This is a genomic window from Dyadobacter sp. HNCC25DJ187 (assembly GCF_056895255.1).
Map to the genome: position 1 here is coordinate 265780 of NZ_JBXHAT010000002.1, position 14925 is coordinate 280704.

The following is a 14925-nucleotide window of genomic DNA, read 5'->3' on the forward strand; positions in this document are numbered from 1 at the left end:
TAGCACTCAAAACGACGGTAGCTCCCATTCCTTGTTCAAATCATAAAACAAATGGCCGTCTTTGATATAAAGCGGAGATTCAAAATTATTATGATATAGCTGCCCGGTGCCTAATCCCTGGGGCAGCTCATTCTGAAACTTCGAAGTAAACTGTGCAATCGCATTTAAACCGATGTTCGATTCAAGTGCTGAAGTAACCCACCAGCCAATTTTCAACCTGTCAGCAATTTCGATCCATTCAGTTGTTTGCTGAAAGCCGCCTAATAAGCCAGGTTTCAGAATGATATATGTGGGTTGTATTTTTTTTAACAACGCAAATTTTTCCCTGTAATCAAATATCCCGATCAGCTCCTCATCCAAAGCAACCGGCACCGGTGAACTCGCACACACTTTTGCCATCAACTCATGCTGCCCCGCTTTAACAGGCTGTTCAATTGAGTGCAGATCAAACCGGGCAAGTGCGTCCAGTTTCAAATCGACATCTTCCGCACTAAATGCACCGTTCGCATCTACACGCAATGTAATCTGAGATACAGCATATTGATCCCTTACAGAGGAAAGCACCTTTAGCTCCTGTCCAAAATCAATTGCTCCGACTTTCATTTTCAAAGTTGAGAAGCCCTGCTCTAATTTCTGCTGAACCTGCTCCTGCATTTCTTCAAAAGTCCCCATCCATATCAGCCCGTTCATCAAAATTCCTTTCCTTGCTGATGTAAACGCAGTTGGGTAGATAATTCTGTGACCGCCATTCATGTAATCCAGTAAGGCAGTTTCTATTCCAAACCTGACAGAAGGAAGGTGCTCGGGAATAACCTGCTCAAGAATGATGGATAGATTGAAAGGATACACCTCTAAATCCAGCTCATTGAAGAGTGAACAGACATCAGCTAACTGGTTCTCGAAATCAGGTAAATCATCGATACTCAATCCTGGTAGTGGACCACATTCTCCATACCCTACAACACCCGGTTGCACAGTATCGCTAACATGCAAAATCCATGATTTCCGTTCCATCATCACCCCACGCGACGTTCCGGCTTGCTTTTTGAAGCACAGCGTATGAGGTTTAAAGACAATTTTTAACGGCATGATTGATGGTGTCAGATTTTTCCAGGGCTGCAATATTAGCCAAAAAATACGTAATTATGCAGATAAGATGATAGAACGCAATTGGATTAAAGTCATATTAACACCTCTCTCCTGGTTATACGGTTTAATTACCGATATCAGAAATCTGCTGTACGACCAGCAGATCCTACGTTCTCATAGGCCGTCACAATTCACATTGTCTATCGGCAATATTACAGTAGGTGGCACTGGCAAAACGCCTATGACAGAATACCTTGTGCGTTTGCTGTCTCCACAGCATTCCATCGCTATTCTGAGCAGAGGCTATGGCCGGAAAATCAAAGGATTTGTACTCGCCCGACCTTCTCTTGGAGCAGCCGATATCGGCGATGAGCCGTTGCAGTATTTTGAAAAATTCGGAGATTCCGTAACTGTAGCAGTTTGCGAAAAACGTGTGATGGGTGCTTTAGAAATCGCTTCAGCCAAACCTGAAGTGAAACTGATACTGCTCGACGATGCCTTTCAACACAGGGCAATTCTTCAGGATCTTAAATTGGTGTTGACTGATTATCACCGCCCATTCTATCAAGATCTGCCCTTCCCTGCCGGACGATTGCGTGAAACAAGAAGCGGAGCCAAACGAGCTGACGCCATCATTGTCACGAAATGTCCATCGACTCTTACCGAAGAAGAGAAGCATCAGATTACTTCCGAAATCGGCAATTACAGTACAGACAGAACTCCTGTTTTCTTCTCCTTCATACAATATGGGGTGGCAGTTTGCTACAATGGGAGCCCGGTTACGTTAAATAATGTTAAACTGGTTGCTGGTATTGCGAATCCGGATACGTTTATTACACATGCCAGGCAGCGTTATAACGTTATAGAAGAAATTATTTTCCCCGACCATTATAATTACGCATTAGACGACCTCAAAGACCTGATTAAGTACTTAAAAAACGATACTTTTGTAGTTACAACTGAAAAGGACATGGTTAAGCTGAAACCATTAGTGGAAAAAGCGGGTGTTACAGCTCAATTTGTTTATATACCCATTGTCGTAGATTTCAAAAATGAAACCAGCAACTTCGATAACTGGATACGGCAAAAAACCCAAAACATCCATTAAAAACGGCGTATTAGAGTTTCGTTTATGAGAATTGCTTTTAGTATTATATTTTCCCTTTTAAGCATCGTTTTTTGGCAGCAGCAAGCGTTGGCTCAGGTAAACTTGCCCGGAGGCATCAAAATGCCCGGTGGAGGCGGCGGCGGGGGCCTTGGTAGCGGAGGTGGTGGAGGAGCAGTTCTGGATGATAGTACCAAGAATATATATGGCCCTAAAACCACCCTTCACTATTTTGAAAATGATATTCTGAATAACAGAGATTCTGTTCGTTATCATGTCGACACTTCGCTAACTAACTTTCATCGCTGGTCCCCCATTGACAAATCGTGGGGCAAACTGGTTGATCTGGGCAATGCCTTGACCGCATCAAGAAATATTTTCTTCCAACCCAGGCAAGACATCGGTGCTCAACTAGGAATGCGTGCTTATGATACATACGCTATCAAAGCAGATGAAGTACAATATATCGATACCAAGTCCCAGCATACTTACTTGTCTTACATCAATGGTGGCAAGCAAACCTCATTGGGAAAATTCGGATATTCACAAAACGTTCACTCCAGATTTAACTTCGGGTTGAATTTTGAAAGGTTCACTTCCAACAAGCAATACGGAAATTATAACACATTGAGTTCAGGCGCATTTCTGGGACAAAACTGGACAATGCTCATTCATACCAGCTTCTTTTCCAAAGACAAGAAATACCTGCTGCTTGCCAACTATCGCCATTTGAATCAGAAAGTGCGCGAACAAGGTGGTGTAATTCTGACCAGGGATGATATTACAGGAGTTGTTGATCCGTATCCTTACGATGGGCCTGCTCGCATTAGTGATAATGCCAATTCATGGGAACGACGCCATGTCTTTCACGTGTATCAGCAATACAAACTGGCCAACGGCTTCCAGCTATTTCAACAAGGAGAGTATTCCAGTATCATTAACCGTTACACGGATCGGGATATTTCTCAGGGAATTACCAATGACATTTACAAAACTATCAATTTCGATTCCACCACCAGCCGACAGGATATTTATTACAAGCTTCTGGACACCAAGCTCGGTTTTAAAGGTTATTTATCAGGTTTTAATTACCGGGCATACTTTAGACCGCGTTTATATGGTATGAATGCCAAAGGACAGGATTCCAATGTAAGCGGAAGTCCGTATGCAACATATCGTACCGGTTTACGATTCGATAATATCGTCGGCGCATGGCTGGCTTACTATCTTAAAGATTCAGCACAACATCTGACAGCTGAAGCTGAATTGAACTTATCAGCTAATTTTGAGTATAACCTGAAAGGAGAGTTAAGCACCAAATGGGGAAAAGCCGGCGTGCAGATTATCCAGACCGCTCCGGATTTGCTTACACAACGCTATCTGGGCAATCACTTCGACTGGAGCAATAATTTCAACGGTCAAAAAGTGCTGACCTTCTACGGTTCCGCACCTATCAGATCTAAAAAAATCGATTTCACCGCTGACGCATATATACATCAGATCGTTGATTATATCTATTATGATACCCTCGCATTGCCTACACAATACAATGGTCGCTTTGGCCTTTACCGTATAGGCGCCACTACCGCCAGTCACTTCAAACGATGGAACTTTGCAGGTATGGCCTACTTGTCCGGGACCGACAATAGTGAAATTTTCAAAGTACCTAACCTCTTTGCAAGCGGAGAAGCGACGTATGATTTTGTATATGCCAAAGTACTTCACATACAACTTGGACTTGCTGCACGTTACCGCTCGTCCTACTTTGCCGATGCCTATATGCCTGTTACGCAGCAGTTCCACCGCCAGAACACAACACAAGTTCAGGGACGGGTCATTACGGATGCTTTCGCCAATATCCGTATCAACCGCGTGAGATTATTCTTCCAGATGTCATATGTGAATATGAATCTTTGGGGTGCCGCACCGGCAGGTTACTATATCACTCCTACCTATATGGGACAGGGTCGCGCCTTCTCGTTCGGTGTATTGTGGCCGCTGTTTGACTAATCCTGATCAATCTATGACTCGGGAATAAGCATAGATTTCAACCAAATACATTAAATCCATGTCTATAACCACACTCGGTCTGGAACTTCCAACCGACCCAAGATGGGTTGATATAGCTGCCATGCATATTGGTGATATTCTGATCGACCATGCCTATTGTGAACAAAAAGCGGCTTCCAGCTGTATATCATTGATCGTGCATTATCCTGAAAAAACCAACATAGTGGAAATACTCACACCGATTGTTGCGGAAGAATGGGGCCATTTTCAGAGGGTTTTGAAAGAATTAAAAAAACGGAACATACCACTTGGCAGACAACGCAAGGATGAGTACGTTGGACAGTTGATGAAGCTGGTGCGTAACAAAGGTGATTACGAAGAAGCACTGCTTGACAAGCTTCTGATATGTGCTTTGATAGAAGCACGCAGTTGTGAGCGGTTTAAATTGCTGTCGGAGGCACTCGAAGACGAACATCTGCAAAAATTCTACCGCGAACTCATGATTTCCGAAGCCGGGCATTACCGTACTTTTATAGAGCTTGCGGAACAATACATGCCACAGGATATGGTACGAAACCGCTGGAAGGAATTACTTTTTCAGGAAGCAGCAATCATGAAAACACTCGGTACCCGAAGCGACCGCATGCATTGATTATCTTCCTAGCCCGAATTACCTTATTTTCGTCCGACCAATCATCCAAAGTGAGCTGTAATGCAAACCTTTCTTCAACACGTAGCTGCACATATTTACAGAAATCATCCTGATGATCTATCCGGAGTAACCATTGTTCTGCCAACACGGAGAGCGGCATTTTTTGTGATGCAGGAACTTGCCAATGCAGCCAAGGAACCTGTCATGAGCCCTACAGTTTTGGCTGTCGATGATTTTGTAGAAAGTATCTGCACCCTTCAGATCGAAGACTCCGTACATCTTCTTTTCGAACTTTACGAAACTTTCAAAGAAATAGATCCGACGATAGACTTTGACAGGTTTATGGGTTGGGCATCCGTGCTTCTTTCTGATCTGGATAAAGTAGATCAATATCTGGTTAACACTGATTACTTGTTTGACTATTTATCAGAAGCCAGAGCGATAGACCGGTGGCAGCAAAACCTGCCATCGGGAAGAAAATTACCTGAAACCAGTGGCACAGGTCAGTACTTTTCACTTTTTGAGAATATCAAAAAGATATATGCTTCATTTCGCGCCCGGCTTTCCAGTAGAAATAAAGCATATCGAGGTATGGCCTACAGGCATCTTGCCGAACATGTCGATTCGCTGCTCATCGCTGATCATACATACGAACGCATTTATTTCGCAGGCTTTAATGCATTTACAGAAGCTGAAAAGCAAATCGTAACGACTCTGATCAAGGCCGAGAAAGCAGAAGCGATCTGGGATACTGATCGTTATTACATGCAGGAAAACACAGGCGTTGAAGCAGGAAAAAGTCTTCGCGAATACCAGAAAGACAAGCGTTTCGGTAAGGAATGGAACCAGACAACAGATCACCTTTTAACTTCTTCCAAAAATATCACGCTGTATGGCGTTCCTAACGCAACGCTTCAGGCTAAAGTGGCCGGAGAATTGTATAAAACCATGCGGGAGCATGAAAATCCGGATAAGCCTGTTCTCACAGCCATTGTTCTGGCAGATGAAAATCTGCTGCTGCCCATGCTTTACTCGCTGGATGAGGAAGTGAGCGATCTCAACATCACGATGGGGCTGTCGTTAAAAAGTTCCTTATTGTATACACTGATAGATAGCCTGTTTGAACTCCAGCAAAATATGGTGGAGTTCAGAAACCGAAGCGGTCAACTGATTAGAATTCCAAAATTCGGGCATAAATCTGTTGGAAAAGTACTGAATCATCCATTCATCCGGCATTTCGAGTATGTGGTCCTAAGAACGGAAAACACCGGCCAGACCATTATACAAAAAACACTTAATGAGATTACAGAAAGCAATATCGTATATCTGAGTTCAGATGAAATAATAGCACTGGGAGACCATCACCCCCTTTTTAAAATTCTGTTTACCCGTTGGGACAAAAACAATCCTATAGCCATACTGGGCAGTTTCTATCAGCTGATTGATCTGTTGCGGAATGTATATAAGGATTACAAAAATGCACTGGAAACGGAGTATCTGTACCTTTTTTATACATTACTCAAACAGTTTGAGCAAACCCTCACAGAGCGTAGCGAGCTCATCAATTTAAAAACGCTTCGTTCATTCATGTTTGAGCTGATCAGACAAACCAAAATACCTTTTAGCGGAGAGCCGATCAGCGATCTGCAGATTTTGGGGATGCTGGAAACGCGTGCACTCGATTTTGAAAGAATCATCGTTTTGTCAGTCAATGAAGGTATTATCCCGCAGGCAAAAAAACAGAATTCTCTGATCCCGTTCGACGCAGCTCAAGCTGTAGGACTACCTACCTACCAGCATCAGGAGGCTGTGATGTCTTATCATTTTTACCATCTTATTCAGCGGGCTTCGGAAGTGCACATGCTTTACACGAGCACCAATGATGCGCCTGGTGGAGGAGAAAAAAGCAGGTTTATTCGTCAGCTGGAATATGAATTAGCGGAATACAATCCACTGATCAAAGTTGAAAACAAGACAGTTGTATTTGAATCCGGCAGTCATACGGAGCCCGAGGAAGTAGTAGTAAAAAATGACGAGATGATTGCCTCGATCAGAGCATACCTTTCAGGAAAAGGCATTTATCCAACCCACCTGAACGAGTTTATAAGGTGCTCCATGCAGTTTTATCTCAAACATATTGTGGGCGTTCAGGAGAAAGAAGAAGTGGAGGAAGAACTGGGCATGGATAAGATAGGAATATGGTTACACAGTTGTCTGGAAAGGCTAGATAACGAATTTTTCTTAAAAGAAAATGATCCTACGGAAGATCAGATCAAATCAGTTTTGAAAGAGGAATTTAACCGGTTATATGCTGGATATGTGACCGATATGGGGCTGAACAGGATTTACTTTCAGATCGGGGAGCAACAGATTATGACCTTTCTTAAACATCAGATGGAGCAGAAACCACGTCGCAAGATTCTTGCTGCCGAACAGGGACTTCGTAGCAACATTACTCTTGTTTTACAGGGTCAATATACACCTGTCAATATAGGTGGAAAAATTGATCGGATTGAGCGGGATGAAGCCGGAACACTTTATGTCATGGATTACAAAACCGGCAGCGTAGAGCTTTCTGCCAAAACCAAACTTGCTGATCCTATTCAGAGAGATGAAATGCTGAGAAAGGACGGCGATAAAAAAATGGGTTACGTCCGGCAGCTTTGGCTTTATGAGTATCTGATGTATCGCAAAATGCTCGAAGACCAGGGCCTGGTGCTACAAGATACCTTGTATGGTTTCGGTCAACATCTTGTTAAGTCAGGATTCTATTCTTTCCGTGACCCTAAAAACACCATTGTTAATCCCCTCGAACTAACAGACGGCATAAATCCGGCGCAGTTTTTGGAAGAATCGGAACGGATGTTGACAGATATTCTCAACGATATGCTTGATCCGGATATTCCATTCGCTAAAACCAAGGAACTCAACACCTGTGCATTTTGTGATTTCACAGGTATTTGCGGAAGATAGCAATTAGTCAGAGCTGCTCCTGATGACAGTTCTAACCATTCACTTTCAAGCTTGTTTCACCCGGTTTATCAAGGTCTTTTCATTTTCGAAAGCGTCAATATTATTAAAGGAAGTGACAGCGATTTGTTCCATCGCTTCCCTGGTAAAGAATCCCTGATGAGAAGTGATTAAAACATTAGGAAACGAAATCAGCCTTGCGATCTGGTCATCCTGAATAATATCCTCTGAGAAGTCACGAAAGAAAAGGTCTCCCTCCTGCTCATATACATCCAGCCCAAGCGATCCAAGCTGACCACTTTTCAGCGCTTCGATCACATCACCGGTATTGACCAATCCTCCTCTGCTGGTATTGATGAGCATTGCTCCGTGTTTAAATAATTTTAATGTCTGCGTATTTATAAGATGATGTGTACTTTCAAGTAGCGGACAATGCAGAGAAACGATGTCTGCTTCTGCCAGGGTCTCTTCCAGAGAGCCATATACAACACCCGATTTCTGCAGGCTTTCGTCAATACGCACATCATGAGCCGCGACTTGGCAGCCAAAACCTAGCAATATTTTGCAAAAAGCTTTGCCAATACCCCCTGTACCAATCACAGCCACTTTTCGCTCATGCAGGTTAAAACCCATGAGTTTTTCAAGCGAAAAATTCCCTTCCCTTACACGATTATAAGCCTTATGCGTTTTTCGGTTCAGCGTTAATATCAATGCAAGTGCATGTTCGGCCACTGCTTCCGGCGAATAGGCAGGCACGCGCACAACAGTGATATTTCTTTTTTCGGCCGCCTTCAGATCAACATTATTAAATCCTGCACAACGAAGCACGATCAGTTTGATTCCATTCTCTGCCAAAATATCAATAACCGCTTCATTAGCCGTGTCATTGACGAAAATACAAACTGCATCAAAACCTTTGGTAAGTAAGGCAGTTTGCTCATTCAGAGGCAATTCAAAATACTTGATATCATGGCCTGTATTGAACTGATCCAGAAACTGGCGGTCGTAGGATTGGGTACTGAAAGTGGCGATCTTCATCATACAGCAGTTGTGGTGGTGATTTTAAACCTTTAAGATAGACATTAAGGATAAGAATACAGAAATCAGCTGTCAATCACTACCATTTCGTTTCAATCCAGACCGCAGTCAAACATACCAATAACAGACCCAACCACAACCATGGTGAAGGCTGATGGCGTACCTGATCGGTTGCAGCGACAGCGGAATTTTCCACAGAATAAGCATCGATAAAATCCCGGATCTGAGCATCTCCGTTGCGTGACTGTCTTCCAACAAAAATCTCACTTCCTGAGGAATCGGACAGACTTACCCACCCTGCTTCTGTAGGTCTGAAAGATATACAATTAGATAAAGTGTTCAGCGCCGATTTTGAAGGTGAAATTGTATCATCCCCTACAGTAAAATGCTTTGACAAGTGCGCAAAATTGTTCAGATTGATCTCTGCAGGCAATCCTGAAATGACAGGTGCCTGAGCGGATATATTGTCCTTCGTAGATGGATGAGTAACTGCCAGGATACTGTTCCAAATGTTATGATAAACTATACTGTCGCCTGAAAGCACCAATGGGAAAGTTTCATTCAGCAAACTCACAGCTACCTGGCCCGTTTGCTTTTCAATGGCTACAGGTAAGTCGGGAACACTTACCTGTAGCCCGGAAACTGAGAACAGATAGGGAAAGGCCGTCAGTCCTGAAAGAACAGCGACAGATTCCTGCTGAGATGTCCGCTTTAATACAAATTTGGTTCCCAGAGAGGTATTGATCCGGTTTATATCCGAAAGTGGACTGGCTACATTGATAAACAGCACACTTTTTCCAGCTGCTAACGCTTTCTTTACTAACGCACCAGAAGCATTTGAGGGGTCTGTAATGATGATGTCTGCGTCCTTTTTAGATATATTAATAGACTCTTTGCTTTCAAGGTCTTTCGATAAAATTGTAGAATACTGCACCGAATGTCCATTTTTACCAAGCCATGTAGCAAGGTTCCGGCTTTCAAAATCAGGACTATCCTGAATAAATTGAAATACCAGTGGCTCTGTTGGCCGGGCAAAAAAACGTAGCGTATCTAATACCTTATCTCCCAAACTGATTGTGAAAATACTATGTCCCTGAGCAAATGCCGGAGCTTGCAAACGAAAGAAATTGTTTCCTTTGGAGAGTTTGGTACTGTCAATCGTCCTGCCTGCATAAGATAAACGTAGCTGTTGCTCAGCATCTGACTGAATATTACCGGATACAGTCTGAATTTCTCCTTTGCGAAGAATTGCCTTCCAATGCAAGTTATAGACAGTATTAGACTCTCGAAATGGAATCCATTTCACAGCCGGGCGAGTCCTGGCGAGCAATAAATTATGGAACGTTTTATCAGAAAAGGACTGACCCACCATTACAAGTGAATCGACCGAAGAAAGCTTTTCAACGTCGGTGTTCTCTTCCAGGCGAATCACTGCTAATTTCGGTAGACTATCTGTGATCGCTTCTCTGAACCGATCCGATACTGCTTTCCCAAAAATCAAAGCTGTACGTCCGGAACGATTGGAAAACCAGAATGGCTGCAACACAAATGAAAGTACTGCCAACCAAAGTAGCAGATTTAATCCCAAACGAAGGTAGAGCCTGCTGTTCCATAAAGGTTTGGATCGGAAAAGAAGTAACCAGAGTTGAAGTACCAGCGTTACTACCAACAGAATCAGTATGATCTGATTAAAGCCTTCATGCACATCAAAATTAAACTGAATCATACTACTGCATCATTTTCCAAAAGGCATCTTCCAGTTTCTTTTCACCTTTATAGCCCTCATTTCGTTCCAACGCCTTGTCGGCCCGTTTATAAAGTTCGTTTTTTAGCTCATGCTTCTCCTTTTCACTTAGCGGCTTGGCACTGACCATTTTTTGTAATGAGCCCAATACTTTCCAGTTTTTGGGCCCGCCATTGAATGGACCACTGTCGAGCAGCCTTTCTGATAAGACAGAACCGGCTATTTGCATCTGGCTTTGGTTGCCCTTGCCTTGTTTATCGGCTTCCAGATATCCCAAAACCTCCGCCACCAGCTGTCCTGTAGTTTTCTCTCTGTAACTTTTTTCTGATGAAAGATTTTTGTTCAGGTCTTTCATTTCTCCTGTAAGCCGTTTCTCTTTTTCTTTGATCGGAGGCGGATCGTAGCCACTTTTCTTTACAAATGTCCGAGCTTTATGCTGAGCAGATTTGAGAAATTCCAATGCCTTATTCTCAAACGGAATTGCCTTTTCAGGTTCATACATTCTCAGGTGAAGCTCCGACTGCCACATGTTCTCCAAAGCCATTTTCAGAAGACTGCGCGTAGATTGCTCATAAAATGTATTGGTTTCGGCATCATCATGGGCATGCACATATTGCTCCATCAAGGCAGCCAAAGGATCCTTTGAATCGACTTCGGAACTCCCATGATCGTGGTCATGATCATGTCCGTGGTCGTGCCCCGGTTCCGATGCTCTTCGTTCAGCAGCTTCTCCTTCGCCATCCGATTTATGCGTGAAAGCATCCAGGATATTACCGCCGGATTCGCCTTCTTCAGGTGGTCCTGCAGCTCCGCCCAAACTTGTTTCAAATTCCTCACCCAGATATTGCCCGTATCGCAACCTTAATACTTTCTGGTCAAAACCAATTTCATTTGATATGGAATTAAACTCTTTCTTACTGATTTTTTTCTTTCTGGCAATCAACTTTTCAGTATCAATAATGATCTGACGCTGACTTCTGAAATATTCAGGCATAATATTGACTGCCATCGTGGCCAGCTCAGATTCCTCTACCTGAGCTGTATCCTTGTAAACTACAAAATAGGTATCCGATTTACTGAAATTCGCTTCCGGCTGCCGGTTATCGACCGCTGCCCAATAGTAATAAAGTTCATCTCCCGGCGTGAAATTCAGTGCCTTCAGGTCAATGGTCTTCTGTAGGTTGGCTTCTTTAAAATCGGACGGGCTCAGCGGAAATTTCATTTCCCGGAACTTGACATTTTCACCACTGCCACGTGCAACTGTGGCCACAATAAATGCTTGCTTCACCCGAAAATCATCCGAGATCTTTGCCGCAATACTAAGTGACTTGCTATCTTTTAAGAAGTGATATTTATAAAGTTCCTTTGAAGCAGGTTCAATTTTGGGCGGCAGATCAGGCAGGGCTTCCAGTCTGTAAAAGTCAGACTGATAAACCAGGGAATCTTTCCAGTAAGCCTTGAACGCGTACAAACCCGAGCCGGTAAGCTTGTCGGTGTATTGAAAAACATCTCCCGAATCTTTAAACTTCACTTCTTCTCCCCTGCTGTTGGCTAGTTTTACAACGAGTTTCTGGTGATGGTTAAAAAGAATCTTCCAAACGATCTGTGAGCCGGAAACGGCACTGATATTCATATCACTGCTCTGTTTGTCTGCCAAACCTGTGTAGGCCGGCGGATTGATACTTACTTCAGCTTTTTCAAATACCGGAGCGATACTGGTATTGGCAACAGGTTCTTTCTTCTGTGAATTAATTTCTGAAAGACCCGATTTTGCTGATCCTGTGACGATCAATGGATATATCAGATAAAATACAATGGATAGTATCAGCAACCCTGCATACCAACTCAGACCTCTGTACAGGCGGATATAAGGGAACACCACATGCTGATCAGCCAACCGTTCGAGCTGCAGTTGTTCGGCAAGATTGAGCTCCTTTTTGTCAAGCAAATGCAAGCTATATTCTGCCTGATCTACATGCGCATGAATCAGCGATATCGCCTGCTGTTTTTTGTTTCGAAAAATACCTGTTTTCCAGAAACCGACTATTGCAGCCAAAAGTCCGGCCAAAACCGGCCAAACAGAGCCATTATTACTATATGCTGCAACAGATAGATAAACGGCTGTAAAAAGCAAGAAGCATTGTAAAAATGCAGCTGTATACAACTGAATGCTTACATTATTAATGAGTTTTTTTAATTCAAGCATAGGTTTGCGTCACGTTTTTTCTCAACGACATCCATCTCTCCAAAAGAAGTGTCATCACAAAACCCAATAAAAGAAACTTCCTGAAACGGTCAGAAGATTGCTGCTCGCTGCGATCAGTAGATACAAATAAGGCTCTCAACTGTTTATCGCTGAGCATGCCGGAAGACTGGCCGAGGGCGTAGCGATTCACAAATTGTTCTCCAAACCATTCCGGTAGTTTTCCCTCGCGTACCCATTCGGAAGACGAAAGTGTAAGGGAATCCCTGATGGATATAACCTGAGCCGGAACAATCCCGGGATATTGATTACCTGAAACCACATAAAACGTTGACTTGTCTGTATTTGTAATCAGGTCATTTGTAAAAATCCAGTCGTATTTTCTCTTGGCAGCTTCTGTTTCGTCAATTACAAATGGAATTTTGTATACCTCCGAAAAAGCCATTAACGCTGCCTTTACGGTCTGCTTCTCTGTTTGATTTTTGTATTTAAGCAATATCCTTACAGTCCCCCTGGCCGTTTCCCTGGCTCCGGGATATGCACTGATGTCACCCGTTTTCAGAGTACCGGATTGCCTATCTACAAAGAGTCCTGTAGAACCGTCTATGGAAAAATAGTTTAAAGCCTGATTTTGTGTCGAGTCAGCTGTTGTCATGAGTTTAAAATCCGTTGGTATCACAATCCTGGGTTGGCGTGATATCCCTGGGGAATTTCGGATGTATATCATCAGCTCTGAACCTTTGCTTCCCACTGCATTGACGCTTTCCTGCAAATGTTGCAGTCCGGATGGTAATGTGGGAACTGTTTCAGCGTTTGTAAGCACAACGGGCTCCTTGCTCACCCAGAAAACCTGTTCTCCTTTTTTTAAGGCATCCTGTATTTCAAACTTAAAGTCTTCGGCAACTATTTTGTTTGGTTCTACAAGATGCACACGTTTGGGTTGTAGCTGTTGGTCAAGCCAGTCAATCACCGTTTTTGATAATAACAATACAAGCAGAATTATTAAAAGGCAACGCAACAGTAACAAGGGTATCTCATCAAGACGTACGCCTCGATGTTGCAGACTGGTTTGATCAGTTAACCAGCGAGATGCTGCCCAGGCAACGGTTTTACCTTTTTTCTGATACCAGAAATGAATGATTACAGGTATAATCACACCGAGCAATCCCCACAACAAAACAGGCTGCAAAAATGTCATTATCCTTTCTTTTTGGTTAAAAATGCTTTTAGTACCATACCTATCGGATCACTGAGTCTTGTCCTTACCAATCGCACGTATGGGATTTGCAATGCCGATTTCACCTGATCAAGATATTGCTGTGAGGATGCCAGAAAGCGTTCACGAACAGATGCTGCATCCAGTTCAATTTCTTTGTCCGTTTCCAGGTCTTTAAATCTATAAAACCCCTTCAGGTTAAAATCTAGTTCTTCATCACCCAAAATTTGAAAGATTACAATTTCCCTATTTGGGCTGGCTAATGACTTGATCAACGAAAGCCATTCTTCACCTGCCTGAAGAAAATCGGTTATAAAAATCAACTGCTCCTTACCTCTTTGCTGCATTTCCGGAAATCTGACAGCCTCGGCGTCCGGCCATGAGCCCGCTGCCTCACTCTTTTCAAGCGCCACCAGTATCCTTTGAAATGCCTGTTTTCCTGATGAAGATGATCCTGTACCCACTGCGGTTTGTACACTTCCTTTTTTCAAAAAATACAAACTCATCTGATCGTTTTGAATGTAACACAGATAAGCAAGTGAGGCCATAATAATCCTGGCGTAATCCAACCTGGCTATTCCGTTTTCAGCATAGTTCATCGAGCCTGATAGATCCAGCACAAAACGTACCTGCCGGTCACTCTCCGTAGATGATTCCCGTACGAGGTGCTTATCCGTTCTCGCAAACAGTTTCCAGTCAATGCGCTTAGGGTCGTCACCGGGTTCATAATGACGATATTGTTCAAACTCTGTACCTATTCCGGAGCGCTTACTGGCATGTATACCCAGCATGAGCTCGTCGCTGACCAGTTTTCCGGTGAGTTGCAAATTTTTAAGCCTGATCAGATCGGACGCCAGTAAACCCGTATTTTTTACCATCTCTTATGATTGTGGTGCGG

Annotated in this window: 10 protein-coding genes; 4 read left to right on the plus strand and 6 right to left on the minus strand. The window is 43.3% G+C overall.

Translation table 11 applies throughout. From position 1 onward, the window contains the following. Positions 1 to 6 precede the first annotated feature (6 nt). Positions 7 to 1089, minus strand: a complete 1083-nt coding sequence (locus tag AC1XUE_RS12140) for an o-succinylbenzoate synthase (RefSeq protein WP_483356244.1) — start codon at positions 1087 to 1089, stop codon at positions 7 to 9. A 67-nt stretch (positions 1090 to 1156) separates the two neighbouring features. On the opposite strand from AC1XUE_RS12140, the gene lpxK reads away from it, so the two are divergent. From lpxK to AC1XUE_RS12160, 4 genes are read left to right on the plus strand one after another with little or no spacing between them, the layout of a single operon-like run. Next, the gene (lpxK, locus tag AC1XUE_RS12145) at positions 1157 to 2197 is read left to right on the plus strand and encodes a tetraacyldisaccharide 4'-kinase (protein WP_483356245.1); all 1041 of its coding nucleotides are present in this window, start codon (positions 1157 to 1159) and stop codon (positions 2195 to 2197) included. A gap of 24 nt (positions 2198 to 2221) precedes the next feature. Continuing rightward, the gene (locus AC1XUE_RS12150) at positions 2222 to 4204 is read left to right on the plus strand and encodes a putative porin (protein ID WP_483356246.1); all 1983 of its coding nucleotides are present in this window, start codon (positions 2222 to 2224) and stop codon (positions 4202 to 4204) included. 58 nt (positions 4205 to 4262) lie between these two features. Next, positions 4263 to 4856, plus strand: coding sequence for a MiaE family protein (locus AC1XUE_RS12155; protein WP_483356247.1), 594 nt, complete (start codon positions 4263 to 4265; stop codon positions 4854 to 4856). Between the two features lie 60 nt (positions 4857 to 4916). Beyond that, positions 4917 to 7829 carry a PD-(D/E)XK nuclease family protein gene (locus AC1XUE_RS12160; protein ID WP_483356248.1) on the plus strand — a complete coding sequence of 971 codons (2913 nt, stop codon included), beginning with the start codon at positions 4917 to 4919 and terminating at the stop codon, positions 7827 to 7829. Positions 7830 to 7874: 45 nt separating this feature from the next. Here AC1XUE_RS12160 and AC1XUE_RS12165 read toward each other — a convergent pair whose 3' ends face one another. The 5 genes from AC1XUE_RS12165 to AC1XUE_RS12185 form a co-directional block, all read right to left on the minus strand. Next, a complete protein-coding gene (locus AC1XUE_RS12165) occupies positions 7875 to 8867 on the minus strand; it encodes a 2-hydroxyacid dehydrogenase (RefSeq protein WP_483356249.1) in 993 nt (330 codons plus the stop codon). Between the two features lie 76 nt (positions 8868 to 8943). Continuing rightward, complete coding sequence (locus AC1XUE_RS12170) at positions 8944 to 10590, minus strand: hypothetical protein (protein ID WP_483356250.1); 1647 nt, start codon at positions 10588 to 10590, stop codon at positions 8944 to 8946. A 1-nt stretch (position 10591) separates the two neighbouring features. Further along, positions 10592 to 12814 carry a hypothetical protein gene (locus AC1XUE_RS12175; RefSeq protein ID WP_483356251.1) on the minus strand — a complete coding sequence of 741 codons (2223 nt, stop codon included), beginning with the start codon at positions 12812 to 12814 and terminating at the stop codon, positions 10592 to 10594. After that, positions 12807 to 14009 (minus strand): BatA domain-containing protein, encoded by a 1203-nt coding sequence (locus AC1XUE_RS12180; protein WP_483356252.1) that lies wholly within the window; start codon positions 14007 to 14009, stop codon positions 12807 to 12809. Before AC1XUE_RS12180 ends, AC1XUE_RS12175 begins: the two co-directional genes overlap by 8 nt. Then, a complete protein-coding gene (locus AC1XUE_RS12185) occupies positions 14009 to 14905 on the minus strand; it encodes a DUF58 domain-containing protein (protein WP_483356253.1) in 897 nt (298 codons plus the stop codon). Before AC1XUE_RS12185 ends, AC1XUE_RS12180 begins: the two co-directional genes overlap by 1 nt. Positions 14906 to 14925 lie beyond the last annotated feature (20 nt).